The organism is Streptomyces sp. M41(2017) (genome assembly GCF_002078175.1).
In the GTDB taxonomy this organism is placed as follows: domain Bacteria; phylum Actinomycetota; class Actinomycetes; order Streptomycetales; family Streptomycetaceae; genus Streptomyces.
In genome coordinates this window covers 3262254-3288127 of record NZ_MWFK01000001.1, presented here as the reverse complement: position 1 = coordinate 3288127, position 25874 = coordinate 3262254, and the positions used below count along the sequence as shown (strand labels likewise).

At 70.1% G+C, this 25874-nt stretch carries 23 protein-coding genes; 8 read left to right on the top strand and 15 right to left on the bottom strand.

Translation table 11 applies throughout. From position 1 onward, the window contains the following. The first annotated feature begins 126 nt into the window (after positions 1 to 126). Genes B0675_RS14555 through B0675_RS14545 form a run of 3 tightly spaced genes read left to right on the top strand, consistent with a single transcriptional unit; the run spans position 127 to position 3579 of the window. The gene (locus B0675_RS14555; protein ID WP_241539786.1) at positions 127 to 537 is read left to right on the top strand and encodes a hypothetical protein; all 411 of its coding nucleotides are present in this window, start codon (positions 127 to 129) and stop codon (positions 535 to 537) included. Positions 538 to 592: 55 nt separating this feature from the next. Continuing rightward, a complete protein-coding gene (locus B0675_RS14550; RefSeq protein ID WP_241539785.1) occupies positions 593 to 1300 on the top strand; it encodes an ABC transporter ATP-binding protein in 708 nt (235 codons plus the stop codon). Next, positions 1297 to 3579: an FtsX-like permease family protein gene (locus B0675_RS14545; protein WP_081219249.1), complete on the top strand. Its 2283-nt coding sequence runs from the start codon at positions 1297 to 1299 to the stop codon at positions 3577 to 3579. Before B0675_RS14550 ends, B0675_RS14545 begins: the two co-directional genes overlap by 4 nt. A gap of 24 nt (positions 3580 to 3603) precedes the next feature. Here the strand turns inward: B0675_RS14545 and B0675_RS14540 are convergent, their stop codons facing one another. The 9 genes from B0675_RS14540 to B0675_RS14495 all read right to left on the bottom strand — a co-directional run bounded on the left by B0675_RS14540 (position 3604) and on the right by B0675_RS14495 (position 12844). Further along, positions 3604 to 4218 (bottom strand): response regulator transcription factor, encoded by a 615-nt coding sequence (locus B0675_RS14540; protein WP_081219248.1) that lies wholly within the window; start codon positions 4216 to 4218, stop codon positions 3604 to 3606. Beyond that, entirely contained in the window at positions 4215 to 5435 is a 1221-nt protein-coding gene (locus tag B0675_RS14535) for a histidine kinase (protein WP_081219247.1), read from the bottom strand. The genes B0675_RS14540 and B0675_RS14535 overlap by 4 nt, the downstream gene beginning before the upstream one ends. Positions 5436 to 5440: 5 nt before the next feature. After that, a complete protein-coding gene (locus B0675_RS14530) occupies positions 5441 to 6181 on the bottom strand; it encodes an ABC transporter permease (RefSeq protein WP_081219246.1) in 741 nt (246 codons plus the stop codon). Then, positions 6178 to 7131, bottom strand: coding sequence for an ABC transporter ATP-binding protein (locus B0675_RS14525; RefSeq protein WP_179165297.1), 954 nt, complete (start codon positions 7129 to 7131; stop codon positions 6178 to 6180). Before B0675_RS14525 ends, B0675_RS14530 begins: the two co-directional genes overlap by 4 nt. 192 nt (positions 7132 to 7323) lie before the next feature. Continuing rightward, positions 7324 to 9570, bottom strand: a complete 2247-nt coding sequence (locus tag B0675_RS14520) for a hypothetical protein (protein ID WP_179165296.1) — start codon at positions 9568 to 9570, stop codon at positions 7324 to 7326. 160 nt (positions 9571 to 9730) lie between these two features. Next, positions 9731 to 10156, bottom strand: coding sequence for a DUF6113 family protein (locus B0675_RS14510; RefSeq protein ID WP_081219241.1), 426 nt, complete (start codon positions 10154 to 10156; stop codon positions 9731 to 9733). A gap of 46 nt (positions 10157 to 10202) precedes the next feature. Then, complete coding sequence (mshB, locus tag B0675_RS14505; RefSeq protein ID WP_081219239.1) at positions 10203 to 11114, bottom strand: N-acetyl-1-D-myo-inositol-2-amino-2-deoxy-alpha-D-glucopyranoside deacetylase; 912 nt, start codon at positions 11112 to 11114, stop codon at positions 10203 to 10205. 58 nt (positions 11115 to 11172) lie between these two features. Further along, positions 11173 to 12159 (bottom strand): helix-turn-helix domain-containing protein, encoded by a 987-nt coding sequence (locus B0675_RS14500; protein ID WP_081219236.1) that lies wholly within the window; start codon positions 12157 to 12159, stop codon positions 11173 to 11175. 199 nt (positions 12160 to 12358) lie between these two features. Next, positions 12359 to 12844, bottom strand: a complete 486-nt coding sequence (locus tag B0675_RS14495; protein WP_081219234.1) for an ATP-binding protein — start codon at positions 12842 to 12844, stop codon at positions 12359 to 12361. 155 nt (positions 12845 to 12999) lie between these two features. On the opposite strand from B0675_RS14495, the gene B0675_RS14490 reads away from it, so the two are divergent. Next, complete coding sequence (locus B0675_RS14490; protein ID WP_081219232.1) at positions 13000 to 13872, top strand: helix-turn-helix transcriptional regulator; 873 nt, start codon at positions 13000 to 13002, stop codon at positions 13870 to 13872. Further along, positions 13869 to 14078: a DUF397 domain-containing protein gene (locus B0675_RS14485; protein ID WP_081219230.1), complete on the top strand. Its 210-nt coding sequence runs from the start codon at positions 13869 to 13871 to the stop codon at positions 14076 to 14078. Before B0675_RS14490 ends, B0675_RS14485 begins: the two co-directional genes overlap by 4 nt. Positions 14079 to 14082: 4 nt before the next feature. Here B0675_RS14485 and B0675_RS14480 read toward each other — a convergent pair whose 3' ends face one another. Next, the gene (locus B0675_RS14480) at positions 14083 to 14277 is read right to left on the bottom strand and encodes a hypothetical protein (RefSeq protein WP_081219228.1); all 195 of its coding nucleotides are present in this window, start codon (positions 14275 to 14277) and stop codon (positions 14083 to 14085) included. Between the two features lie 207 nt (positions 14278 to 14484). Between B0675_RS14480 and B0675_RS14475 the strand changes: the two genes are divergently transcribed. Beyond that, on the top strand, positions 14485 to 16635 hold the full coding sequence (locus B0675_RS14475) for a prolyl oligopeptidase family serine peptidase (protein ID WP_081219225.1): 2151 nt from the start codon (positions 14485 to 14487) through the stop codon (positions 16633 to 16635). 148 nt (positions 16636 to 16783) lie between these two features. On the opposite strand, the gene B0675_RS14470 is transcribed toward B0675_RS14475, so the two are convergent. From B0675_RS14470 to B0675_RS14450, 5 genes are all read right to left on the bottom strand, one after another. Continuing rightward, positions 16784 to 17845 carry a dipeptide ABC transporter ATP-binding protein gene (locus B0675_RS14470; protein ID WP_081219223.1) on the bottom strand — a complete coding sequence of 354 codons (1062 nt, stop codon included), beginning with the start codon at positions 17843 to 17845 and terminating at the stop codon, positions 16784 to 16786. After that, positions 17826 to 18812 carry an ABC transporter ATP-binding protein gene (locus B0675_RS14465; protein ID WP_081221790.1) on the bottom strand — a complete coding sequence of 329 codons (987 nt, stop codon included), beginning with the start codon at positions 18810 to 18812 and terminating at the stop codon, positions 17826 to 17828. The genes B0675_RS14470 and B0675_RS14465 overlap by 20 nt, the downstream gene beginning before the upstream one ends. 5 nt (positions 18813 to 18817) lie before the next feature. Next, a complete protein-coding gene (locus tag B0675_RS14460) occupies positions 18818 to 19765 on the bottom strand; it encodes an ABC transporter permease (RefSeq protein WP_241539940.1) in 948 nt (315 codons plus the stop codon). Between the two features lie 64 nt (positions 19766 to 19829). Beyond that, positions 19830 to 20753 (bottom strand): ABC transporter permease, encoded by a 924-nt coding sequence (locus B0675_RS14455; RefSeq protein ID WP_081219218.1) that lies wholly within the window; start codon positions 20751 to 20753, stop codon positions 19830 to 19832. Positions 20754 to 20807: 54 nt separating this feature from the next. Continuing rightward, positions 20808 to 22439, bottom strand: a complete 1632-nt coding sequence (locus B0675_RS14450) for an ABC transporter substrate-binding protein (protein ID WP_081219217.1) — start codon at positions 22437 to 22439, stop codon at positions 20808 to 20810. A gap of 547 nt (positions 22440 to 22986) precedes the next feature. On the opposite strand from B0675_RS14450, the gene B0675_RS14445 reads away from it, so the two are divergent. Further along, positions 22987 to 24015 (top strand): ABC transporter permease, encoded by a 1029-nt coding sequence (locus B0675_RS14445; protein ID WP_107482627.1) that lies wholly within the window; start codon positions 22987 to 22989, stop codon positions 24013 to 24015. 81 nt (positions 24016 to 24096) lie between these two features. Further along, a complete protein-coding gene (locus B0675_RS14440) occupies positions 24097 to 25854 on the top strand; it encodes an ABC transporter substrate-binding protein (RefSeq protein WP_081219213.1) in 1758 nt (585 codons plus the stop codon). The last annotated feature ends 20 nt before the right edge of the window (positions 25855 to 25874 follow it).

Genomic DNA, 25874 nt, shown 5'->3' with positions numbered 1-25874 from the left:
CAGCCCGCCCCAAATCGACAACAGCCGCACATACGAGCCATTTTCACCCCGTGACCACTTGTTACTCTCCGCCACGGTCCTGAACGCAACATGACCACCAGGACCGACAAACAACGGGAGAATCAAGTGCGGAAGTTCGCAGTAGGGATCCTGGCGGCCGGCCTGTTCGCCGCCGGCGCCGGAACCGCGTTCGCAAGCTCGTGGCACACCATTCCGAAGCTCACCACCGGTGGTGCCGAACTCAACTCCGGCCAGTACACGTTCTGGCCCGCCGGCACGAACCACGGTGCCTTCGAGTGGAAGGGCAACCTCAAGGACGCCGACAACGGCGACGGGCACAACGTGTACACGCAGGTTCGCGTCGAGGGCTACAGCTGGAGCCGGTACTCCGGCAAGCAGAAGAAGACCGTCCCGCAGGACTACCTGAACTGGAGCGGTGACGAGCGCTACACGTCCGACGCGTACATACGTGTCTGCCGTGACCGGGGCTCTCTGCACCCCGACAACTGCTCCGTGACCAAGCACTACCGACGGTAGTCGGCGCACCGCACGATCGAGGGCCCAGGGGTGCACACCTGGGCCCGTTCGCTTCTTGGGGGAAGCCATCAGCAGTTCGGAAACCCATGCCCCGGAGATCCTCTCGGCCACGGGAGTCGACCTTTCCTATGGGGCTCAGCTCGCCGTGCGGGACGCGCATCTCTCCGTGGCGCGCGGGGAGGTCGCGGCCATCACGGGGCAGAGTGGCTCGGGGAAGTCCTCGCTCCTGTACTGCCTGGCGGGCGTGCTGCCTGTCGCCCGGGGGCAGGTGCGGTTCGAGGGGCGGCCGCTCGGCGGGCTAAGCGACGAGGAGATCAGCACGCTGCGCCGCGAACACTTCGGATTCGTGTTCCAGTACGGCGAGTTGCTCCCGGAGCTGACCATCGAGGAGAACACCGCCCTGCCCCTGCGCCTGGCGGGACAGCGCAAGCGTCCCGCCCTCGCCGCCGCCGGTGAGGTCCTCGGCCGCCTCGGACTCGGCGGACTGCGCGAGCGCCGGCCGTCGCAGGTGTCCGGCGGGCAGAGCCAGCGTGTCGCCGTGGCCCGGGCCCTCGTCCACCGCCCGGCCGTCGTCTTCGCCGACGAACCCACCGGCTCGCTCGACAGCGCCAACGCCTCCGCCGTGCTGAAGGAGTTCCTCGGCCTGGCCCGCTCGCAGGGCACCGCGGTCGTCCTCGTCACCCACGATCCGGCGGTGGCCGCGCAGGCCGACCGCCGCTACTCGATGACCGACGGAGTCCTGTCCCCGGGGGAGCCGCTGTGAAGGAGTTCCTGCTCGGGCTGCGCCTGCTGCTCGGTGCCGGGCGCGGCAACCGTGTCCGTTTCCTGCTGATGGCCGCGGGCGGCTCCCTCGGGGTGTGCTGTCTCGCGCTGGTCCTGACCATCCCGGCGATCCTGGACGCGCACGACGGGAGGGCCGCCGCCAGGGAGCCCATCACGTCCTCGCACACCCCCTCCGCCCGGTCGAGTCTGGTCCTGGAGCGCTCGGACCCGCACGGTTCGAAGGCGTTCACCCGCGTCTTCGTCGCCCGCGGCACGGACGCCTCCGCCGTCCCGCCCGGCCTGCGCCACCTCCCGCGCCCGGGTGAGGTGTTCGTCTCCCCCCGGGTGAAGGAGCTGCTGCGGGAGGAACCCGGCCTCAAGGGGCTGCTGCCGGGCCGCGAGAAAGGCGTGATCGGCGCCGCCGGTCTGACCGGTCCGGACGAGCTGTACGCGTACGTCGGTACGACCCGGGCCCAACTCGGCGGAAGGGGACGTGTGCTGACGGGATTCGGCTACGGCTACGCGCCGATCGCCGCCGTCGATCCCTCCACGCTGACCATCCTGCGCTTCGCCCTCGCCACCATCGTCCTGCTTCCCCTGGGCGTCTTCCTCTCGGTCTGCGCGCGGCTCTCCGCGGCCAGCCGCACCCGGCGTCTGGCGGCGCTGCGCCTGCTCGGACTGAGCGTGCGGGGCACCCAGCGGGTGAACGCGGCCGAGACGGTGATCGCCTCCCTGCTCGGCGCCGTCCTGGGCCTGGGCGAGTACGTGGTCCTCAACCAGGTGATGTCCCGGACCGGGCTGCCGGAGCTGCGGTGGTATCCCGGAGACGGCGCGCTCTCGCCGACGACCGTCGGCATCTGCCTGATCGGCTGCCCGGCGCTCGCCTGGTTCGTCGGACGGGCGAGCGCCCGCAGCGCCGCGACCAACCCGCTCGCCGTCCGCCGCACGGCCCTGCCCGAGGCGCCCTCGCGCTGGGGCGGTCTGCTCCTGGTCTCCGGCCTCGGCATCGTGACCGGCTACTGCGCGACCGGGCTGACCACCCACCCGGCGTCGAGCGACGGCCCGGCCGCACTCCTCGTCCCGGCGGGCGTGCTGCTGACCGGCGCCGGTCTTGTCCTGACGCTGCCGCTGCTCTCGTACACACTCGCCCGGAAGGTCGCGGGAGCCACGCAGTCGCTCACCCTGAACCTGGCGATGCGCCGCAACGAGGTGGAACCGGGCAGCACCATGCGCGTGGTCACGGGACTCGTCCTCCTCGTGTACGCCGCCTCGCTGGCTCAGGGCATCCTGATCGAGGAGAACCAGGTCACCCGGCCCGACAGCCCCGCGCAGGACTACTCCATCGCCCTGTCGGGCCTCGCTTCCCACCAGCAGCGGGACCTCGCGGACGTACCGGGCGTCCGGGCCCACGCCCTGACGATGGACTCGTGGGTGTCTCTCAAGGGCGGCTCGCGGGTGGAGCCGCAGGTCACCGCGCTCGTCGCCACCTGCGCCCAACTACGGGAGTTCGTCGAGCACTCCGAGGGCTGCGTCGACGGCAGGGTCCTGCGACTCGTCGACCCGAACTCCGCCGCCGACCCGGGGGTGCACCCCGGTGCCACGTTCACCTTCCGGATCCGCAAGGACGGACAGCGCGCCACGCTGTCCGTCGCGCTGCCGTCCGACCGCGTCGTCTACGGCGCCTACGACCCCTCGGCGGTCGGGGGCGCGGCCGTGCTGGTCCCGCCTTCGGTACTGCCGGCCACGGCGCGCCCGGAATCGGCCCGCTACGTCCTCACGGGCAGCTCCGATCCGGACGCCGTCCGCCGGGTGCTCGACGGGATCGGCGCCGCCGCTCCGACCGCCGACGTCGATCCCATCGGCGTCAACATCGACGGACTCCAGCAGATCGGCGTCATCGAGACACTGCTCGGCCTCGGCATGGTGATGGGGCTGGTCATCGGCGTCGCCGCGTTCCTGGTCGCCGTCACGGACCGTGCCGTCGAACGCCGGGCGCACGTCACGGCCCTGACCCTGATCGGGGCACGGGCCGGAACACTGCGGGCCGTCCAGTGCGCCCAGGTCGTGCTGCCGCTCGCGATCGGGCTCGCCCTCGCACTCGTCGCGGGCAGACTCGCGGAGTCCAGTTATCTCGTCACCGGCGGCGGCGAGATCTTCTGGGACTCGGTGGGCCTGCCCCTGCTGGCCATCGCCGCACTCGGTGTGGTGGGGGTCGCGGCCGTGGGGACGTTGCCGCTGGTGGGCCGGGACATCAATCCGGAGCTGATCAGGCGCGATTGACGTGGCTCCGCAGCTCTCGGCCCCTCAGAGCCAGCCCTTCTCCCGGGCCGTTCTGACCGCCTCCGCGCGGTTGCGGACCGCGAGTTTCTGGATGGCGGTGGAGAGGTAGTTGCGGACCGTGCCCTGGGAGAGGTGGAGGGCGGTGGCGAGTTCGGCGTTGGTGGAGCCGTCCGCCGCGGCGCGGAGGATCTCGCGCTCGCGGTCGGTGAGCGGGTTGGCGCCGCCGGCGAGTGCGGCGGCGGCCAGGGTGGGGTCGATGACGCGCTCGCCGGCGAGCACCTTGCGTATGGCCGCGGCGAGTTGGGCGGCCGGGGCGTCCTTGACGAGGAAGGCGTCGGCGCCGGACTCCATGGCGCTGCGGAGGTAGCCGGGACGGCCGAAGGTCGTGAGGATGAGCAGTTTGATGCCCGGGAGTTCCCGGTGGACCTCCGCCGCCGCCTCGATGCCGGTCATGCCCGGCATCTCGATGTCGAGGAGCGCCACGTCCACGTCGTGGGCCCGGGCGGCCGCGAGCACCTCGTCGCCGCGGGCCACCTGGGCGACCACGTCGATGTCCGGCTCGAGTCCCAGCAGGGCGGCCAGCGCCTCGCGGACCATCGACTGGTCCTCGGCGAGCAGGACCTTGATCATGCGGCTCATGCACCGGATCCTACGGTGTCGTCCGCCGGGCCCACAGGGGCCCGTTCGTCGGTGAGGGGGACGCGGGCGACCAGCCGGAACCCGTGCCGGGTGCGGCCCGCCTCCAGTGATCCCGCGGCCTTCTCCAGGCGTTCGGTCAGCCCCGTCAGGCCGTTGCCGGGGGTGCCGCCGGAGCCGCCGGAGCCGTCGTCCTCCACCGACAGTTCGAGGACGGGACCGTCCAGGGTCTGGCGGCGGACGAGTTCCACCGTGCAGCGCCGGGCACCGCTGTGCCGTACGACGTTGGTGACCGCCTCGCGCAGCGTCCAGGCGAGCGCGGACTCGCTCTCGGTGGACACCCCGTGCAGGTCGGGTTCGGCCGGCAGGTCGGCGACGACGCCCGCCGCGGTCAAGGCGACCTGTGCTCCGGCGAGTTCGCCGGCGAGCCGGGGCCGCCGGTAGCCGGTGACCGCCTCGCGGACGTCGACCAGGGCCTGGCGGCTGACCTGTTCGATGTCGGCGACCTGCTGGGCCGCCTTCTCGGGGTGGTCGGGCAGCATCCGCCCGGCCAGTTCGCTCTTCAGCGTGATCAGCGACAGCGAGTGGCCGAGCAGGTCGTGCAGGTCCCGGGCGAGCCGCAGGCGCTCCTCGTTCGCGGCGAGCTGGGCGACGGTGGCCCGCGCCCGGCGCAGCTCCACCGTGGTGCGCACGAGCTGGCGTACGCCCGTCATCGCGAAGCCGATCAGGACGACGAGGAGGATCAGGTCCCGGGCGTCCTTCTCCCCGGCGTGCAGGCCGACGAGGAGCATCACGACGGCGGTCAGCGGGATGGTCCAGTAGGACACCCGGAGCGGGAACGCCGTCCCGCAGGCCACCGAGACGTACACGAACAGACCGAGCCAGGGCGGGCCGAGGGTGAGGCAGAGGACGACGGCGAGCGCGACGAGGGCGAGGACCATGAGGGCCACGTTGCGGATGTCCGCGGTGGCCCTGCCCATGTTCCGGAAGACCAGCGTCAGGTAGACCGCGACGAAGGCCGCGAGGCCGATCCAGCCGGCCACGGTGGCCCGCGTGGTGTGCTCGCCGGAGACGAGGTCCTGGACCGGCGAGCTGAGAAACACCAGCCAGATGACGATCCACAGGGACTTGACCAGGGCCTCGCGGAGGGTGCGCGGGGGCTCCCCCATCTGCACCAGCCGGTCCTGGCGGGCCCCGTCGGGCAGCGGGTCTTCCGTCATGGCACTCACGCCTTCAGCGTGTCCTTCCGGTACAGCCACGCCGCGCCGCCCGCGAAGAGGGCGAAGAAGACGACGAGGATGGCGATGTCCTTCGCGTGCGGGGCGTCGCCCAGTTCGATGGCCTGCCCCAGGGCAGCGTACGCGTGCGTGGGCAGCCACTTCGCGATGTTCTGCAGCCAGTCCGGGAAGGTCGTCGAGGGGATCCACAGGCCGCCGAGCATCGAGAGGCCGAAGTAGACGATCATCGTGATGGGGCGGACCGCGTCACCGCTCGCCACGTATCCGATGGCCACGCCGAGCGCGGCGAACACGAAGCTGCCGGCCCAGATCACGCCGGTGAGCGCGAGCCACTGCCAGGCGTCCAGGCGGACGTCCTTCACCGCGGCGGCGACCACGAACACGATGACGATGGACGGCAGGCTGATCACGGCGGCGCTCGCGGTCTTGGCGAGGACGTAGCCGCGGCCGGGCAGCGTGGTGAGCCTCAACTGCCGTACCCAGCCGCTCTCGCGCTCCTTGGCGATGCGCTCGCTGTTGCCCATGAGCACGGCGGTCAGGGCGCCGAAGGAGGCCATGGAGACCATGAAGAAGGTCGGCAGGGTGAGTCCGGTGCCGTCCACCTTGGTCGTGCTGTCGGCGTTGCCCGCGATCAGCAGGAACAGGGCCGAGGGGTAGATGACCGAGAAGAACAGGAACTTGCGGTTGCGCAGGGCGCGGGTGATCTCCAGCTTGATGAGACTGTTCACTTGGAGGTCGCCTCCTCGGCGGCGGTGCGGTTGGCCTCTTCGGCGGCGGTGATGGCGACGAAGGCCTGCTCGAGACCGAGCCCGGCGACTTCGAGGTTGCGGGGGTAGACACCGAGTCCGTACAGCGCGTGGACGGTCGCGTCGGCGTCGGCGGACTGGATGCGGACGGTCTGCCCGGACACGTCGATCGAGGCGAGGAAGGGCAGGGCGCGCAGCGGGGTCTCGTCGATGGGGCCCTCCAGGTCGAAGGCGACCCGGCGGGCGCCTGCCCTGGCCTTGATCTCGGCGGCGGTGCCGTCGGCCAGCAGCCGTCCCCGGTGGAGCACGAGGACGCGGTCCGCGATGGCGTCGGCCTCCTCCAGGTAGTGCGTGGCGAAGAGGACCGTGCGGCCCTGGTCGGCCTGTTCGCGCATGGTGGCCCAGAAGGCCTGGCGTGCCGTGACGTCCATGCCGGTGGTCGGCTCGTCGAGGACGATCAGGTCGCTGTCGCCGGCGGTGGCGAGCGCGAAGCGGACGCGCTGCTCCTGGCCGCCCGAGAGCTTGTTGACCTTGCGGTCGGCGATCTGGGTGATGCCGGCCCGGGAGAGGACGTCGGTGACGCGGTAGGGCCGGGGGTGCAGGTCGCAGGCGAGCTTGACCAGCTCGCCCACCGTGACCTCGTCCATCAGGCCGCCGCTCTGCAGCATGGCGCCCACGCGGCCGGCGACGATCGCCTCGCGGGGGCTGGTGCCGAACACCCGGACCGTGCCGCTGTCGGCGTTCTTCAGACCGAGCAGGAGGTCCAGTGTGGTCGACTTGCCCGCGCCGTTCGGGCCGAGCAGGGCGACGGTCTCGCCCGGGTGCAGGTCGAGCGTCAGCGCGTCCACGGCCCGGACGTCGCCGTAGCTCTTGGTCACCGATTCGAACCCGACCACCGAGGTGGTGGCCGCCGCAGTCGCAGTGGTTGTCATGCCGTCCATCGTGGCCGCGGAGGGGGTACGGACGGCAGTGCGCTGTGTCCTCGGTCCCGGATGACAGATGTCATACGGCGCACAGACGTCATACAGCGCACGGACGCCCTACGGCTCGAGGGCGTCCCACCGGTACGAACCCGGTGGGACGCCCTCGTGGCGCGCTGCTGTCCCGCGTCCCCGCGGCCGACCCTAGCTGGGGTCGGTGGGGATGGTCACGACGCGGTCCGCGGCCGTCTTGCCGACCAGGGCCCGGCCGACGGCGGAGGCCACCTCCTGGGGGCTGACGGGCTTCTTGCTGCCGTCTCCCTTGGTGACCGTGACGCCGTCGAAGGCGCCCCCGTACAGCGACTTGAGCACGTTGAGGTCGTACCGCTCGACGAGCTTGCCGTTGACCGGCCGGACGCTCAGGAACTTCCAGATGGAGTTCTGCGGGCTGAAGGAGATGGTGTGGGCGGCGTCCGTCCGGACGGTGATGTTCGCCGACATCGCCGGCTTCGCGAACGACGCCATCTTCTGGTCCACCGCGTCCTTCGACACCGTCGGCTGCCGTGTCGTCGTGGCCACCTTCACCGGGGTGGTCGCGTTGGTCTCCACCTGGGCGCGGTAGGCGTCCTCGACGGCCTGTATCGACGGCGTGATGTCGATGCCCTTGCCTGCCTTGCCGTAGACGGGAACGGCCTTGCCCGGCTGGAACTTGATCGTGCCGTCGCTCGCCGAACCGGCACCGCTCGCGGCGCGCTCCAGGGCGGCCTGGAGCTTCTCCTCGTCGACCGGCATGCTCGGTTCGACCACGCGCTGCCGGCCGAACAGCGAGCCGATCACGGAGACCGGGTTGTAGTCGCTGCCCGCGGCGGCACGCACCGTGGCCTGGGAGTCGAGCTGGAGTCCGGCCTGGTCGGGCTTGAGGGAGACCGTGTCCCCGTCGACGGAGAGCTTGAGCGCCTTGTTCGTACGGTCGCCGAACGCGTCGTCGAGCTTCCTGACGGCGTCGTCGCGGGTGCCGCCGCCGATGTCGACGCCGAGCACCGTGGTGCCCTTGGGGACGTCCGAGTGGTTCATCAGCAGGCCCGCGCCGTAGGCGCCGCCGGCCAGGACCACGACGAGGACGCCGAGGAGCGCCGGCTTGTTGCGGCCCTTTTTCTTCTTCGTCTGCTTCGCCGCTGCGGGCGGCTGCTGGACCGGCTCGGGCAGCTTCGGCGGGGTGTGCGGCAGCGGCCCGTCGGGGTGCGATCCGGGCCCGAACGGCGAGTTCTGGCCGGGGTTGATGACGGGGATGCCGCTGGTCAGGGTGTGCCCGGAGACGTTGTCCACGGGAGCGCCGTAGCCGCCGGGGCCCGGGTCGGGTGCCGGCTTCTGCGGGGTGAGGATCGCGGTGTCGTCGCTGAGACCGCCGCTCAGGCCGCCGCCCGGATATCCCTGTCCCGCGCCCGGGTTGGGGTTCGGGTTCGGGTTGCCGGGACCGGAGCCGTGGCCCGGTGCCGCCGCGAGGCTGCCGGGAGCGACGCCCGGGCCGGCCGGGGGAAGCAGCGGGCCGTCACCGGTGACGGGACCGCCGGTCGCGCCGGACGGGCCGCCCTGGGCGCCCTCGGAGAAGTAGGGGAGGTCGTCGCGGCGCGGTTCGCCCTGACCGCCCGGTCCGCCGTGCGAGCCGACGGCCGGGAACGAACCGGTGTCGCGCAGCGCGCCGGAGACGTCGAAGGACCCCGTGCCGCCGCCGTGGCCGGGAGCCACGGGTCCGGCGCCGGTGGCACCGGGCAGGCCGGCGCCGTTCGTGCCGCCGCCGTTCGTGCCGCCGGGGCGGACCCCGCCGGTGATGCCCAGCGGGCCCGCGCCGCCGGACGGCGTCGGCCGTCCGGTGCCGGGCCGGTTGCCCGAAGCGCCACCCTGACCGGCGGGGCTGCCGGCGCCCGCGAGCCCGGCGGGAGCCGAACCGCCGGGCAGTCCGGCCCCGTTGGTCGAGCCGCCGCCCTGGCCGCCCTTGGGGGCACCGGACTTGCGGGGGGCGAACCAGTCGCTGGTCTTCTCCTCCGGCCCTTCGGGCTGGTCCCCGGGCGGTGCCTGTGCGGGAGCGGGTACGGACGGGGCCGTGGTGGTGACCGCCGCGGAGGCACCCGTGGGCGCGCTCGTACCGCGGGACGACGGTGCCGCACCGCTGTTCGGGCCGTCGACGCCCTCGGCGGGCGCGTCGGTGTCCGCGACGGGTGTACGGACGACCACGGGCGGGATGGGCCGTGATCCGGGGATGTTGATCCGGATCCGGGTCGTCAGGGTGGTCTCGGTCTTGCGCTCCTCCGGCGGCTTGCCGGCGGCCGAACGGCCCGCGTCGGCACCGCTCTCGGAAGCCGCGGGGGTCCCGTACGGCGGCGTCCCCGACGGGTACGCGGCTCCACCGCGCCCGTTGGGCCCGGAGGACGAACTGTCAGTTTCACGACTCAAGGCAGGTTCTCCCGGTTGGCTCCGCCGCCCGTTTCCTCGACCTCATCTCGGGCAGCTCGGCGGCGCGCACCACCATACTGGCCGTGTCCGGCGCGCAAACCTCGCCCGATGGGGAAACTCGCACGCGACCCGCACCTGACCGATACGGCGAAGTAGTACGTCACTTGCCAAGTCGGGCACCGGAGCCGCCCGGTTGCCGTCCTCGACCCAGGGTGGCGCACATCACAGCGACGGCCATCCCTCCGAGGAGGAAGAGGTAGGAACCGATCCCGGCGCCGAAGAGGAAGTCCCCCTCCGGGCGACTGGCGGTGAGCAGGACGACCGAGAGCACCCAGCCGGCCGCGGGCGCGACGGCTCCCGCGCGGGTTCCGGTGGCGCGGGAGCCGCCGAGGAAGAGTCCGGCGGCGCCCGCCAGCGCGAGCAGCAGCCCGAGCGGGAACCAGCCGGGCTGCACCAGCGCCCCGGCGGCTCCGACGACCGCGCCGAGCAGGAAGAGCCCCGCGTAGGCGGCGATGCGCCCGCCCGAGGGCCGTGTCAGTGGCTGCGCGAGCATGCTTCCGCCGCCGCGCTGTCCCGTCGTACTCATCACAGATCCGTCCCTCGCCGGGTCGTGCTCGTCACTCGTGCGTCCCTCACCGGGCTGCCCTCCCGGTCCCGTCGATCCCCGCGATCCCCTCGAAGAGGTCCCTCTCCCGCACGGCCGGGCGCGGCGCGTTCACCAACTCGTAGTACTCGGTGGTGAAGAGGGGCTGGGCCAGGTCGTTCGAGAGCGCGAACCACGGGCCGTCCACGGTGATCTGGGTGGTGTGCGCGCGCATCGCGGCGATCTTGGCTGCGGCGAACGCGGTTCCGTCGATCTCGGTGGTGACGGTGGCCTCGTCGACCACGCCCGGTACGTCGTCGACGGCGGCGGCCCGCTCGAACGGCAGCTCGGGGAGCGCCGCGCGCAGCCGGGCGAAGGCCTCCTCGGCGACCGGTCGCGGCATGCGGTTCCAGTAGGTCTTGGTGATCCGCCAGGCGTCGCCGAGGTCGGGCCGGTGGGCGGGGTCGGCGGCCAGTTCGGCGGCGCGGGTGGCGACGCGGTGCGCCTGGATGTGGTCCGGGTGCCCGTATCCCCCGTCCGGGTCGTAGGTGACGAGCACCTGGGGGCGCACCTCACGGACGACCTCCACGAGGCTGTCGGCGGCCTCGTCCAGATCGGCGGACCAGAAGGCGCCCGGCCGGTGGTTCTGCTCGACGCCCATCATCCCGGAGTCGCGGAACCTCCCCGGGGCGCCGAGGAAGCGGTGGTCGTGGACGCCCAGCTGCTTCATGGCGGCGCTCAGCTCACCGGTGCGGAACGCGCCGAGTCCGCCCTCGCGGTCGGCGGCGAGATGGGCGAGTCCGGGCGGAATGACCTCACCCTCCTCGCCGAGGGTGCAGGTCACCAGCGTCACATGGGCGCCCTCGGCCGCGTAGCGGGCCATGGTCGCGCCATTGTTGATCGACTCGTCGTCCGGGTGCGCGTGCACCAGGAGCAGACGCCGGTCGGGCAGTTCCGTCATGGGGCCAGCGTACGAGGCACCGGCCGGAGCGGGCTCGGGCAGCCCCGGGCGCCGGGCATCAGGCGGCGCTGCCGACGGCGGGGGTGCAGGCGCGGCAGCGGCCGGGTTCGGGGGCTCTGAAGGCGCGGTCGCACCCGTCGCAGTTCTGGAGCCGGTGCCGGACGTCCGGTGGTGGAGCGGGAGCGCGGAACGGCGGGGGCGGAGGCAGGTGCGCCGTGAGGCGGTGGGCCAGGAACGCTGCCGGGCGCCTGAGTCCCTCCGGCGGCAGGTCCCTGGTCAGGGCCAGGGTCACGGAACCCGCGTCGACGTCCCGCTCCAGCCAGGCGGCGACACCCGGGGCGAGGTGGGCGGTGTCGTCCCCCGACAGCAGCAGGCGCGGGTCGCGTCGGTGAAGGCCGGCGAGCAGGTCGGTGGCGGTCCGCAGCAGGTCGGGGGCGGTGCAGGACGGGCGAGGCACCTCGGGGAGGGCCGCCCGGGCGGTACGCCCCTCGCGCCGTTCACCCGGCTCGTACGAGACCGGGTGCGGGCCCCGGTCCGCCGCCGTGCGGCCACGACCGGGGCCCTCGGGGCCGAACCCGCCCTGACGCACCGGCTGCTCCCGCGCGTCACGCCGCGCGGCCTCTGTCGCCCTCCGGGGCCCGGGGCGGGCCTCGCCTCCGCGAACCGGCTGGTTGCAGGAGACCGTACGGGTGACGATCCGGCCGCCGGGGACGCGTTCGCGGGTGCGGCGGAGGTAGCCGTGGGCCTCGAGTTCGCGCAGGGCCGCCGCGATGCGGGTCGCGCCCTCGGGGAACCGGGCGGTCAGGGTCCTGATGTCGACGGGCGCGCCCGCGGGGAGGGACTGGATGTGGACGCCGAGTCCGATCGCGAGCCCGGACAGTTCCGGGTGCTGGGCGAGGTGATTGCCGATCACCGTGAAGCGGGTGGTGTGGCGGGTGTTGTCGTGGATGACACCACCGGCCCGGACGGGTCCCCGGTTCGGATGGCCGTTGGCGGCAACCCGGGACCGGGCGCGCGGGGGCGCGCTAGGGTTCTGCGTATCCATCGGGAAGCTCCTACTTCCTCGGTGGTCAGGCCCTCGCACTGGGATTGGCGTCCCGGCGAGGGCCGTCGCATGTCTGCTGTTGTGTTGCGCCGAGCGTAGGGCAGCCAACCGCCCACGAATCCAGCCGAGTCGGTGATGTTCACTCGCGCGAGTGAGTGCGTCGCCGGGAGCGGGTGGGGTGGGGCTTGGCCGGGTCATTTCACCTTTGTGTTCCTCGGGAAAGACCGTTCCCGGCACCGCAGCACGAACGGACGGGTTCCGGTGGCAGGCCGATCTCCGCCCACACGGTCTTCCGCGGATGCGGCCCCGGCGCGACCCCCCAGCGGTCGGCCAGCGCGTCGACGAGGACGAGCCCACGGCCGGACTCCGCCTCCCCCACCGGGTGCCGCATCTCCGGGACCCGGTCGCCCCGGGTGTCGGTGACCTCGATCCGCAGGGTGCCGCCGACGACGTAGAGCGTGAGCCGGAAGTCGCGCCCCGGCACCCGGCCGTGGGTCGCCGCGTTGGCCGCCAGCTCGGCGACGACCTGCGGCGCCCGGTCCAGGGGCAGCCCCCAGGCGCGCAGTTGCTCGGTGGCGAGCAGCCGGGCGAGCCGGGCACCGCGCGGGGTCGGCGACAGCAGAACGCTGGAGTTCCTGACGGTCCCCGACAGCTGGACCTCGGGGTCGGCGATTTCTTGGTTCACGTCACTCAGCGTGGCGGGGCGCACCTACCGTGAACAGTGACGACGCCGGTACGTACGGTGACTGTCCGGAGCTTGTCCGGTCCTGTCCGGGCTGTCCGGAACCGTCGTACGGGTAGGGCGCGTTGAGGTTCAGCGGTACGGCGGAGGGGTGCGGGATGTCGGTGGACGACGTGAGGCGGCTCAAGAGCGAGGCGGACGAGCCGGGCTGGGAGGTGGACCCGGACGACGACTGGGGCGTCGCGGTCGTCGCGACCGTCGGGCGGCAACTGCGGCTGCGGCGCGAGGCGGTGGGGATGCGGGCCGCCGAGTTCGGTGAGGCGGTCGGGTACGGCGAGGACATGGTCTACAAGATCGAGAGCGGGAAGAGGATCCCGCGCCCCGAGTACCTGGACATGGCGGACGAGGTGCTGGGGGCGGGTGGGCTGCTCTCGGCGATGCGGGAGGACGTGGCGAAGGTCAGGTATCCGCGCAAAGTGCGGGAGCTGGCCAACATGGAGGCCCAGGCAGTCGAGCTCGGGGCCTACGTCGGGCTCAGCCTGCACGGGCTACTGCAGACTCCTGCGCACGCGCGAGCCCTGTTCGAGGCATGGCAACCGGCGTACACGCCTGAAGAGGCGGACCGGATGGTCGCTGCCCGTATCGCCAGGAAGTCGATCTTCGAGCGTGTACCCGCTCCGAGTCTCTGCTTCGTCCAGGAAGAGGCGACCCTCCGCCGTCCGGTCGGAGGCACAATGGTGTGGCATCAGCAGCTCGAACATCTGCTGGAGGTGGCCCAGTTGCGCAATGTCACGCTCCAGGTGATGCCGACGAACGCCGACGCCCATCCCGGACTGAGCGGAAAGATCGAAGTGCTGAAGTTTGCGGACGGTACCGCGGTCGGCCGCTCCGACGGGGCGTACAGCGGTCGACCGATCTCGGATCCGAAACAGCTCAGGATCCTTGAGCTGCGGTATGGCACCATCCGGGCCCAGGCACTCACGCCTCGGGAGTCGCTGGCCTTCATCGAGCAAGTGCTGGGAGAAACATGATCCGCACCACCTCAGCCCAGGATGTCTCCGAACTGGCGTGGTTCAAGAGCAGCTACAGCGACGGCCCCGACGGGAATTCCTGCATCGAGGTCGCCACCACCCCCGGCGCAGTCCTCGTCCGCGACTCCAAGAACGCCGCCGGCCCCCGGCTCGCCGTGACGCCGGGAGCCTGGGCCGACTTCGTGTCGTTCGCGTCCGGGGGCTGACCGGTCAGAACTTGATGCTGCCGATCATCCCCGCGATGTTCGTCGTCAGATCGTTGATCGTGGGCGCGATCGTCGAGGAGGCGAGGTAGAACCCGAGCAGGACACACACCAAGGCGTGAACGGCCTTCAGTCCTGACTTCTTCACCAGGATGAAGACGATGATCGCCAGCAGCACCACCGCCGAAATCGAAAGTGCCACGGCGGCTCACCTCCAAAGTTCCCAGGGACCAGGGGGGTTGTACGGGTGACATACAGATCCCCGTACGGGCTCGTACGGGGTCGGGTACGTCGTTCCAGCAGCCAGCAGGTTCTTACCCACGCAGCGCTAGTGATCATAACTATCCGTACGCGCGCATCGATCGGCGCACGGCCGCACAAGGGGGCGCATGGCCAATATGGTCGGGGCATGACGAACGAGCCTCTGTCCTTCCCCCGCCGGTCCGCCCGGACGCAGCGGTTCACCTCCGGTGCACCACGGGCGTTCACCGTGGCGCCGGACGGTTCCCGCGTGGTGTTCCTGCGGTCCTCGTCCGGTACGGACCGGGCGAACCAGCTGTGGGTTCTCGACGTGGCGGAGAACCGGGAGCGGCCGGCCGCCGACCCCGCCGCGCTCCTCGGGGGCGCCACGGAGCGGCTCCCGGCGGCGGAGCGGGCGCGCCGCGAACGCAGCCGCGAGGGCGGTGCGGGGATCGTCGGATATGCCACCGACACAGCCGTCGAGCTGGCGTCTTTCACTCTTTCGGGGCGGCTGTTCACGGCGGAGCTGCGGGCGGGGACGGCACGGGAACTCCGCGTCCCCGGGCCGGTGATCGACCCGCGGCCGTCGCCCGACGGACGGCTCGTGGCGTACGTCGCCGGGGGCGCCCTGCGGGTCGTCGGGGCGGACGGCGAGGGAGACCGCGCGCTCGCCGAGCCGGAGTCGCCGGCCGGAGAAGGGTCGGTTTCGTACGGTCTGGCGGAGTTCATCGCAGCCGAGGAGATGGGGCGTTCCCGCGGCTTCTGGTGGTCGCCCGAGAGCGACAGCCTGCTGGTCGCACGGGTCGACGACTCCCCCGTGCGGCGCTGGTGGATCTCCGATCCGGCGCGTCCGGAGAGCGAGCCGCAGCGGGTGGCGTATCCGTCGGCGGGCGGCGCCAACGCGGAGGTGCGGCTCTTCGTGGTCGGGGTGGACGGGGCACGCACGGAGGTCTCGTGGGACCGGGCGCGGTATCCGTATCTGGCGCATGCGCACTGGTCAGCGGCGGGTGCGCCGTTGATCCTCGTGCAGGCGCGGGACCAGCGCAGTCAGCTCTACCTGGCCGTGGATCCGGACTCCGGTTCGACGCGGATGGTGCACGCGGACGAAGATCCAACTTGGCTTGATCTTTTCCCCGGGGTGCCGTGCTGGAGCCCCGGTGGACAGCTCGTGCGGATCGCCGACGAGGGGGGCGCGCGGGTCCTGGCGTTCGGCGAACGGCCGCTGACCGGCGCGCAGTTGCACGTCCGGGCGGTGCTCGACGTGTCGGCCGACGACGTGCTGGTCGCGGCGTCGGCGGGCGAGGCGGCGGCCCTGCCGGAGACCGGCGAGGTGCACGTGTACCGCGTCAACGAGCTGGGGGTGGAGCGCCTCTCACAGGAGCCCGGCGTGCACTCGGCGGTTCGCGCCGGGGGCGTGACCGTGCTCGTGTCGTCGGCACTCGACCGGCCGGGCACCCAGGTGCAGGTGCTGCGCGGCGCCAAGAGCACGACGACCATCACGTCTCACGCCGAACACCCCGGTTTGTCCCCGCGCGTGACACTCACACAGGGGGGCGCACGGAAAATCCCATGCGCCGTGCTTATGCCGAACGACTACGACGGCGACAATCCCCTGCCGGTCCTGCTGGACCCGTACGGCGGCCCGCACGGCCCCCGGGTGCTGGCCGCGCACAACGCCCACCTCACCTCGCAGTGGTTCGCCGACCAGGGATTCGCCGTGGTCGTCGCGGACGGGCGCGGCACCCCGGGGCGCTCCCCCGCCTGGGAGAAGGCGATCCGCGACGACTTCACGGTCACGCTCGACGACCAGGTCGAGGCGCTGCACGCGCTCGCGGAACGGTTCCCGCTGGACCTGTCACGGGTCGCGATCCGCGGCTGGTCCTACGGCGGCTGGCTCGCGGGGCTCGCCGTGCTGCGCCGCCCCGACGTCTTCCACGCGGGTATCGCGGGCGCGCCCGTCACCGACTGGCGGCTGTACGACACCCACTACACGGAGCGGTACCTCGGCGATCCGGCCACGAACGCGGCGGTCTACGCGGGGAGTTCGCTCGTGACCGACGAGGGGCTGTCCGCGCCCGCCGCACCGCACCGGCCCCTGATGCTCGTGCACGGGCTCGCGGACGACAACGTGGTGGCGGCGCACACCCTCCGGCTGTCCTCCGCCCTGCTGGCCGCCGGCCGCCCGCACGAGGTACTCCCGCTGTCGGGCGTCACCCACATGACCCCGCAGGAAACGGTGGCGGAGAACCTGCTCCTCCTCCAGGTGGACTTCCTGAAGCGCTCACTGGGACTCACCCCGCCCGGCGCGACCCCGGCCTAGGCGGCAACGAGCCGGGGTGACATGGCGCACCCCGGCTCGTTTACGGCACCCGCACGGCCGTACGGTGTTCACCTTGGCGTGTCCGTATATCGGTACCGCTTCCGCCAAGTTGCCTGCGTGTTAACGACGTTCGCTCACCTTTGTACGGTTATGCGGCCCCGCCGGGAGGCTCTTCCGGCGGGACGACCTGCTTCTCCTCGGCGAAGTGGCAGGCGGAGTCGTGGGCGGCCGGACTGTCACCGATCCGGAACACGGCCGGCACCGCGAGCAGCGGCACCTCCAGCGCGCAGCGCTCCTGCGCCTTCCAGCAGCGGGTGCGGAACCGGCAGCCCGAGGGGATGTTCGCGGGTGAGGGCACGTCCCCGGAGAGGATGATCCGCTCCCGGTGCTCCCGGGCCTCGGGGTCCGGCAGGGGCACGGCGGAGAGCAGTGCCTGGGTGTAGGGGTGCGTCGGATGGTCGTAGATCTCGGCGTCCCTGCCGGTCTCGACGATGCGTCCGAGGTACATCACCCCGACCCGGTCGGAGATGTGCCGGACGATCGACAGGTCGTGCGCGATGAACACGTAGCTGAGGTCGAACTCGTCCTGGAGCTTCTCCAGCAGGTTGATGACCTGGGCCTGCACGGAGACGTCGAGCGCGGAGACGGGTTCGTCGGCGACGATGATCTCGGGCCGCAGCGCGAGGCCGCGGGCGATGCCGATGCGCTGGCGCTGACCGCCGGAGAACTGGTGCGGATAGCGGTTGATGTACTCGGGGTTGAGCCCGACCACGTCCAGCAGGTCCTGGACCCGCTTCCTGCGGTCGCCCTTCGGAGCCACCTCGGGATGGATCTCGTAGGGCTCCCCGATGATGTCGCCGACGGTCATCCGGGGGTTGAGCGAGGTGTACGGGTCCTGGAAGACCATCTGGATGTTGCGGCGCACGGCCTTGAGCGCCCGGCCGGACAGCCGGGTGATGTCCTCGCCCTTGTACTTGATCGTTCCGCCGGTCGGCTTCTCCAGGTTGACCAGCATCTTGGCGACCGTCGACTTGCCGCAGCCGGACTCGCCGACGATGCCGAGGGTCTCGCCGCGTCCGAGGGCGAAGTCCACCCCGTCGACGGCCTTGACCGCGCCGACCTGCTTCCGGAACAGGATTCCCTGGGTGAGCGGGTAGTGCTTGACCAGCCCGCTGACCTCCAGCAGGGGTTCAGTGGCTGTCTGTGCCATCGAGGCATTCCCTCCAGAAGAAGCAGGCGCTCCCGCGGTCCGCGTCGACCTCCGCGAGCGGCGGCACCTCGGTGCGGCAGATGTCCTGGGCCATCGGACAGCGCGGGTTGAAGGCGCAGCCCGGCGGGATGTGCATCAGGTTGGGCGGCAGCCCCTTGATCGCGTAGAGCTCGGACCCCTTCTGGTCGAGGCGCGGGATCGAGTCCAGCAGCCCCTTCGTGTAGGGGTGGGCGGGGGCCTTGTAGATGTCGTGGACCGGTGCCGTCTCGACGATCCGTCCGGCGTACATCACGGCGATCCGGTCGGCGACGTCCGCGACCACCCCGAGGTCGTGGGTGATGAGGATGAGTCCCATGCCGAGTTCGCGCTGGAGCTCCGCGAGCAGGTCCATCACCTGGGCCTGCACGGTGACGTCGAGCGCGGTGGTCGGCTCGTCCGCGATGATCAGGGCGGGCTCCAGGGCCAGCGCCATGGCGATCATGATGCGCTGGCGCATACCGCCGGAGAACTGGTGCGGATAGTCGCGCACGCGCTCGGCGGCGGCCGGGATACGCACCCGCTCCATCAGCTCGATCGCCTTGGTGCGGGCCTCCTTGCGGGACATCCCGCGGTGCACGGTGAACATCTCGCCGAGCTGTTCGCCGACGCTGAGTACGGGGTTCAGGGACGACAACGCGTCCTGGAAGATCATCGCCATCTCGGCGCCCCGCACCTTGCGCCGCTCCTCCTCCTTGAGCTTCAGCAGGTCGCGGCCCTGGAAAAGGATCTCGCCGCCGGTGATCTTCCCGGGTGGTGTGTCGAGGATGCCCATGATGGCCTGGGCGGTCACCGACTTGCCGGAGCCGGACTCGCCGAGGACGGCGAGCGTCTCGCCCTCGTCGACGCTGTAGTTGACGCCGTTGACGGCCTTGGCGACTCCGTCCCGGGTCCGGAACTCCACGTGCAGGTCGCGCACTTCGAGCAGCACGTCGGTCACCTCAGCTTCGGGTCGAGGGCGTCGCGCACCGCGTCGCCGAGCATGATGAACGCGAGCACGGTGATCGCGAGCGCGCCGGCCGGCCACAGCAGCATGTGCGGGGCCTGGCGGATGTACGCGGAGGCGGAGGAGATGTCGATCCCCCAGCTGACCGTGGGGGGCTTCAGACCGACGCCCAGGTACGACAGGGTCGCCTCCAGGGAGATGTACGTACCGAGTGCGATGGTCGCCACGACGATGACGGGGGCGACCGCGTTCGGGGTGATGTGCCGCAGCATCAGACGGGAGTTGGAGGCACCGAGGGCGCGAGCCGCCTGGACGTAGTCGTTCTGCTTGGTGGTGATGACGGAGCCGCGCGCGATACGGGAGATCTGCGGCCAGCCGAGCAGCACCATGAAGCCGACCACCGGCCAGATCGTGTTGCTGGTCACCACGGACAGCAGGACCAGGCCGCCGAGGACGACGGGGATGGCGAAGAAGATGTCGGTGAGCCGGGAGAGCAGGGAGTCGCTGATCCCGCCGTAGAAGCCCGCGAGCCCACCGAGCAGCGAGCCGAGGATCGCGACCCCGAGCGTGGCGAGCACACCGACACTGATGGAGATCCGGGTGCCGTAGACCGTCCGGGTGTAGACGTCGCAGCCCTGGCCGTCGAAGCCGAAGGGATGTCCGGGCTGGGAGCCCTCCTGCGCCTTGGCGAGGTCGCACTGGAGCGGGCTCTGGGAGGTGATCAGTCCGGGCCAGATGGAGATGACGACCAGGAAGAGGATCACGAGCGCGGAGATGATGAAGACGGGGTTGCGGCGCAGGTCCCGCCAGGCGTCCGACCACAGGGAGCGCGGCTTCTCCGCCGGCCCGGTCCCCTCGGGGCCGCCGGGGGTCCGCTCCAGCGTCTCGGCCTCGCTCGACCCCAGATCCATCGGGCCGCCGAAGCCCGTCCCGGCCATGGCGAGGTCCTCCTTGGGAGGGCCCTCGGGGCCGTGGTGCGGCTGTTCCTCGTACGGCGGCTGCTCAGGCATAGCGGATCCTCGGGTCGAGTACGGCGTACAGGAGGTCGACGAGGAGGTTGGCGACCAGGAAGACGAGGACGAGCACGGTCACGAAGCCGACGACGGTCTGGGTGCTCTGACGGACGATCCCCTGGTAGAGCTGGTAGCCGACACCGTGGATGTTGAAGATCCGCTCGGTGACGATCGCGCCGCCCATCAGCGCGCCGATGTCGGTGCCGATGAACGTGACCACGGGGATCAGCGAGTTGCGCAGCAGGTGCCGGATGGTGACCCGGCGCCGGGGCAGGCCCTTGGCGACCGCCGTGCGGACGTAGTCGGACCGCCTGTTCTCCGCGATGGAGGTCCGTGTCAGCCGGGTCACGTAGGCGAGGGACACCGACGCGAGTACCAGGCCCGGCACGATCAGCTCGCCGAAGGTGGCCTCCGGGGAGACCGACGGCTTGATCCAGCCCCATTCGACACCGAGGAGCAGCTGGAGCAGCAGGCCGGTGACGAAGGTCGGCACGGAGATGACGACGAGGGTCAGCAGCAGGACGCCGGTGTCGACGGGCCGGCCGCGGCGCAGGCCGGTGATGACGCCGAGCGTGATGCCGATGATGATCTCGAAGAGGATCGCGACGATCGTCAGCCGGATGGTGACCGGGAAGGCAGACTTCATCAGCTCGGTGACGGGCTGTCCGTTGAACGCGGTGCCGAAGTCGCCGGTGAAGATGTTGCCCAGGTAGGTCAGGTACTGCTGCCACAGGGGCTTGTCGAGGCCGAACTCCGTACGCAGCTGGGCGGCCGTGGCGGGGTCGCACTGCCGGTCGCCGCACAGGCCCGCGATGGGGTCGCCCATCACGTTGACCATCAGGAAGATGAGCAGTGTGGCGCCGATGAAGACCGGGATCATCTGCAGCAAGCGCCGGATGACATACCGTCCCATGAGTGCTCCGGAAGTAGTGGGGCGGGCCCGCGCGGCGGGCCCGCCCCGGGCGGCTCAGTTGACGGTGATCTCGTTGTAGACCGGGACGCTGAACTGGTTGAGCGCCACGTTCGAGACCTTGTCCGAGTAGCCGGCGCTGCCGTTCTGGTACCAGAGCGGGATGGCGGCCATGTTGTCCCGCACGACGCCTTCGGCCTGCTGGAAGAGCTTGACGGCCTTGCCGGTGTCGGTCTCCGCGTTCGCCTGGTTGACGAGGTTGTCGAAGTCCTTGTTGGTCCACTGGCCGTCGTTGGACGAGGCGTTCGTGTAGTACAGCGGCTGCAGGAAGTTCTGGATCAGCGGGTAGTCCATCTGCCAGCCGGCCCGGAACGGACCGGGCATCTTGTGCTGCCCGATCTGGTTGCGGAAGTCGGCGAAGGTGCCGATCGGGTTGCCGACGCACGCCTTGTTGTTGCCGAGGGCGTTGTTGATGGAGTTGCAGACGGCGTCGACCCACTCCTTGTGGGAGCCGGTGTCCGCGTTGTAGCTGATCTTGACCTGGCCGCCGGGCAGGCCGCCGCCCTCCTGGACCAGCTTCTTGGCCTGGGACGGGTTGTAGTCGCAGGAGTCGCCGCACAGGCCCTTCTGGAAGCCGCCCTTCTCGCCGAGCACCGGTGACGTCCAGTCGCTGGCGGGGGTGCGGGTCTTCTGGAAGATCGTGTCGGTGATCTGCTGGCGGTTGATCGCCATGGACAGACCCTGCCGGACCTTCTTCGCGCCGCTGGTGTTCCACTTCGGGTCGTAGAAGGGGAAGGCGAGCGTCTGGATGATGCCGGCCGGGGTGTTGATGTACCGGCCGGACAGGTCGCTCTTGGCGTTCTTGAGCTGGGCCGCGGGCACGTCGTCGACGAGGTCGAGGTTGCCGGCGAGGAGGTCGTTGTAGGCGGTGTTGTTGTCCGTGTAGACCTTGAGGTCCACTCCGCCGTTCTGCGCCTTGTCGTCCCCGGAGTAGTCGTCCCACTTCACCAGGGACATCTGCGAGCCCTTGGTGTACGAGCTGATCGTGTAGGGGCCGTTGCCGACCGGCTTCTGCACCCAGGCCGCGTGGTCGTCGAAGAACGCCTTGGGCAGCGGCGAGTAGGCCGCGTAACCGAGGGTGTCCGGGAACGTCGAGAACTTCTGGTTGAGCTTGACGGTGAAGGTGTTCGTGCCGGTCACCTTCAGCCCGGAGAGCGTGTCGGCGCTCTGGCTGCCCGACTCGGGGTGGACCTTGTCGTAGCCGTCGATGTAGCCGAAGAAGTACGCGTTCTTCTGGTTGTTCTTCAGGCTGGCGCCGTAGTTCCAGGCGTCCACGAAGGACTGGGCGGTGACCGTCTCGCCGTTGCTGAACTTCCAGCCGCTCTTGATCGTGATCGTGAAGTTCTGCGAATCCGTGGTCTCGATCTTGTCGGCGAGCATGTCCTCGGCGGCGCCGGTCTTGGCGTTGTACCGCTTCAGCCCGCGGAAGATCATGTCGAGGACCTTGCCGCCCTGCACCTCGTTGGTGTTGGCCGGTTCGAGCGGGTTCTGCGGGTCGCCCCAGGAAGAACTGACCGTGCCGGAGCCGTCGCCGCCGCCGCTGTCACTCCCTCCGCCCCCGCAGGCGGTCGCCGCGAGGGCTACCACCACCGCACATGCGGCCCATCTGGCGTGCGTGGCTCCACGCATGGAGTGCCTCCTCAAGAGTGCGCTGTGCCGCCGGCGCCGGGGTCGTGCTCGGCTCCGGTGCGTCGTGCCTTTACGGCCCAATATCTGTCCATATGAGCCGTATCGCACATTCACTCCACCCTTCCGGGTGGCAACTCCATCCGGATGGATCGATCCGGACGGATCTGGACCGATTCCGGGAGGAGGCGCTCCGGACGCGGCGTCAGAAAGATCCAGCAAAGGATCTTGAAGATCAGCGCAATGGATCTACACCGTTCGATGCCGAACCGTTCATTTGCGCGCACCAGATGTACGCATTCCGAGACTCCACCGTCCGGTTATCGAACTCATTGACCGTTTCGCGCAGTTGGTCCGAATCTGGACACGGAACGGCCACAGTGCGCTACCCGCGTAGTTACGTTCCGGTCAAGTGGAAGTAAAGAGAGTAAAGAGAAACCCAAGGCGACCGAGATTTTATTGACCTTGCATGAATTGCGTTGAAAAAGTCCGGCGTAGCCCGTAGGGAGCGCCCTGCGGATGCCGTTGACCCCATCGGGCATGGAGCACCATGACACTCCCCACTCCTTCCGCGGCCGCATCGCTTGAGGTGACCGACGAGATCGGATCGATCCCGGATTCGTCCATGAACCCCAAGGGCTCGGAGAGTCGCTCCCCGGGACGACTCGCCTGGAAGCGGTTCAAGCGTGACCGCACCGGTGTCATATCCGCGTACATCGTGATCTTTTTCTTTGCGATCGCGATTCTGGCCCCGCTCATAGCCAAGCTGTACGGGAAGAACCCGTACACGACCTACGCGAGCGAGCGCCCGGAACTCCTCGACGCCTTCTCCTACCCGGCCGGCGCCAACGGCGGAATGAGCTCGGAGTTCTGGTTCGGCATCGAGCCCCAGCTGGGCCGGGACGTCTTCACCTTCCTGCTCTACGGCATCCGCACCTCCCTGGGCATCGCCGTCGCGGCGACCCTGGTGACCACGATCGTCGGCGTGATCGTCGGCGTCACCGCGGGCTACCTCGGCGGGCGCACCGACTACTTCGTCGGCCGGGTCATCGACATCCTGCTGTCGTTCCCCTCGACCCTGTTCTTCATCGCCTTCATGCCGGTGGTCTACGGGCTCTTCGTCGCCCCCGACGACAACATCCCCACCTCGCTGCGGGCCATCTCCCTGATCGTGGTCCTCTCCGGCTTCGGCTGGGCCTCCATCGCGCGTCTGCTGCGCGGCCAGGTCCTCGGCCTCCGTGAACGCGAGTACATCGAGGCCGCCAAGGTCACCGGCGCCTCCTCGCGGCGGATCGTGTTCAAGGAACTGCTGCCCAACCTGTGGACTCCGATCATCATCCAGTCCACCCTGATGCTCCCGGCGTACGTGACCGCGGAGGCGGGCCTGGCCTTCCTCGGCGTCGGCATCATCGACCCGACCCCGGACTGGGGCGTCATGATCCAGCGCGGCGCCCAGTTCTACACCGAGGACCTCACCTTCATGCTCTTCCCGGGCCTGTCCATGGTGATCTTCGTCCTCGCCTTCAACCTGCTCGGCGATTCGGTGCGCGACGCGCTCGACCCGAAGTCCAAGCGGTAGCCACCACAGCTCCACCCGGCCGGTTCAGTGTCGTGCGGCCGGATCATCCGTCTCGATCGTCCCTATAAGGCAGGATTCTCCATGTCTTTCTCCCGTAGAAACTTCCTGATCGCCACCGGCGTGGTCGCGGCCTCGTCGTCCGTGCTGACCGCCTGTGGCGGCGGCAGCGACAACAAGTCGAGCCGCAAGGTCCCCTCGGTCAGCGGCTCCAAGACCCAGGCGATCCTGGTCGGCACGAAGGCCGACTCCACCGGCCCCGCGCCGGAGGTCCCGGGAGCGGTCAAGGGCGGGACGATCTACTCGCTCGACCAGTTCGACATGGACCACATGGACCCGGCCCAGATCTACGTCTCGACCGAGGGCGCCATCACCCGGCCGATCCTGCGTGGGCTCACCGGCTACAAGATCGACAACAAGGGTGGCGCCACCCTCGTCGGTGACGCGGCCACGGACGCCGGCACCACGAAGGACGGCGGCAAGACCTGGACCTTCACGCTGAAGGACGGTCTGAAGTGGGAGGACGGCTCGGACATCACGGGTGACGACCTCCGCCACACCTTCGAGCGCCTCTTCGCCTCCTTCGTCACCGAGGGTCCCCGCTACGTCCAGCAGTGGCTGGTCGGCGGCGACAAGTACAAGGGCCCCTACAGCGGCAAGAAGCTCGACTCCATCGAGATCGACGGCAAGACGGTCACGTTCCACCTCAACGAGGCGCGTGCCGACTTCAACTTCACGCTCGCCATGCCCGGCTACGGCCTGGTGAACAAGAAGCACGACACGAAGGAGAAGTACGACAAGCGTCCCTTCTCCTCCGGCCCGTACAAGATCGGCAGCCGCAGCATCGGCAAGTCGCTCACCTACGTGCGCAACGAGCACTGGGACCCGGCGACGGACTCGATCCGCAACAACTACCCGGACCAGTTCGTCTTCCAGTTCGGCTTCCAGCCGCTGGCTGCCACGGACCGCTTCATCGCGGACTCCGGCAAGGACCAGCACGCCATGGCCATCTTCAACGAGGTCGCGGCCGAGCGCATCGCCCAGGTGCTCACCAACGCCAAGCTGAAGAAGCGCGTCCTCACCGAGGTCGACACGGTCACGTACTACTGGCCGATCAACATGACCCGCGTCAAGGACGTCAAGGTCCGTCAGGCCATCAACTGGGCCTGGCCGCACCAGCAGCTGCAGACGATCCGCGGTGGCGCCTCCACCAGCGAGCTGGCCACCACGGTCCTCTCGCCCGTGACCCCGGGTTACCAGAAGTTCGACCTGTACGGCGTGACCAAGAAGCCCGGTGGCGACCCGGCCAAGGCCAAGGCGCTCCTGAAGGAGGCCGGCAAGGTCGGCCAGAAGCTGGTCATCGCGTACCAGCAGTCCGACAACGCCCAGAAGCAGGCCGTGGCGATCAAGAACGCTCTGGAGGCCGCCGGCTTCCAGGTCGTCAACAAGCAGATCGACAAGTCGACCTTCTACACCCAGATCGGCAAGATCGACAACGACTTCGACCTGTTCGCCGCGGGCTGGAGCCCGGACTGGCCGAACGGCTACTCCGTCTTCTACCCCTGCTGGAGCGGCAAGAACATCGGCGACGGCCGCAGCAACTACGCGCAGCTGAACGACCCGAGCATCAACAAGGCGATCGACGCCGCCGCCAAGATCACGGACACCGAGGCCGCGAACAAGGCCTGGGGCGCCGTGGACCGCCAGATCATGGAGACGTCCGCCGTGGTCCCGGACTACCACTCGATCCGCAACTGGATGTACGGATCCAAGGTCGGAAACGTCATCTACGACAGCGGCAACACCTGCATCGCGCTCACCAAGCTCTACGCGATGAAGTAAGCCGTACGACCCAAGGGGGC

Excerpts from the sequence above, each read along its gene's own strand:
- B0675_RS14540 (WP_081219248.1), bottom strand. The coding sequence starts at position 4,218 with ATGAGCCGCATGATCAAGGTCCTGCTCGCCGAGGACCAGTCGATGGTC.
- B0675_RS14535 (WP_081219247.1), bottom strand. The coding sequence starts at position 5,435 with ATGACGGAAGACCCGCTGCCCGACGGGGCCCGCCAGGACCGGCTGGTG.
- B0675_RS14525 (WP_179165297.1), bottom strand. The coding sequence starts at position 7,131 with ATGACAACCACTGCGACTGCGGCGGCCACCACCTCGGTGGTCGGGTTC.
- B0675_RS14510 (WP_081219241.1), bottom strand. The coding sequence starts at position 10,156 with ATGAGTACGACGGGACAGCGCGGCGGCGGAAGCATGCTCGCGCAGCCA.
- mshB (WP_081219239.1), bottom strand. The coding sequence starts at position 11,114 with ATGACGGAACTGCCCGACCGGCGTCTGCTCCTGGTGCACGCGCACCCG.
- B0675_RS14500 (WP_081219236.1), bottom strand. The coding sequence starts at position 12,159 with ATGGATACGCAGAACCCTAGCGCGCCCCCGCGCGCCCGGTCCCGGGTT.
- B0675_RS14490 (WP_081219232.1), top strand. The coding sequence starts at position 13,000 with ATGTCGGTGGACGACGTGAGGCGGCTCAAGAGCGAGGCGGACGAGCCG.
- B0675_RS14485 (WP_081219230.1), top strand. The coding sequence starts at position 13,869 with ATGATCCGCACCACCTCAGCCCAGGATGTCTCCGAACTGGCGTGGTTC.
- B0675_RS14475 (WP_081219225.1), top strand. The coding sequence starts at position 14,485 with ATGACGAACGAGCCTCTGTCCTTCCCCCGCCGGTCCGCCCGGACGCAG.
- B0675_RS14470 (WP_081219223.1), bottom strand. The coding sequence starts at position 17,845 with ATGGCACAGACAGCCACTGAACCCCTGCTGGAGGTCAGCGGGCTGGTC.
- B0675_RS14460 (WP_241539940.1), bottom strand. The coding sequence starts at position 19,765 with ATGGCCGGGACGGGCTTCGGCGGCCCGATGGATCTGGGGTCGAGCGAG.
- B0675_RS14455 (WP_081219218.1), bottom strand. The coding sequence starts at position 20,753 with ATGGGACGGTATGTCATCCGGCGCTTGCTGCAGATGATCCCGGTCTTC.
- B0675_RS14450 (WP_081219217.1), bottom strand. The coding sequence starts at position 22,439 with ATGCGTGGAGCCACGCACGCCAGATGGGCCGCATGTGCGGTGGTGGTA.
- B0675_RS14445 (WP_107482627.1), top strand. The coding sequence starts at position 22,987 with ATGACACTCCCCACTCCTTCCGCGGCCGCATCGCTTGAGGTGACCGAC.
- B0675_RS14440 (WP_081219213.1), top strand. The coding sequence starts at position 24,097 with ATGTCTTTCTCCCGTAGAAACTTCCTGATCGCCACCGGCGTGGTCGCG.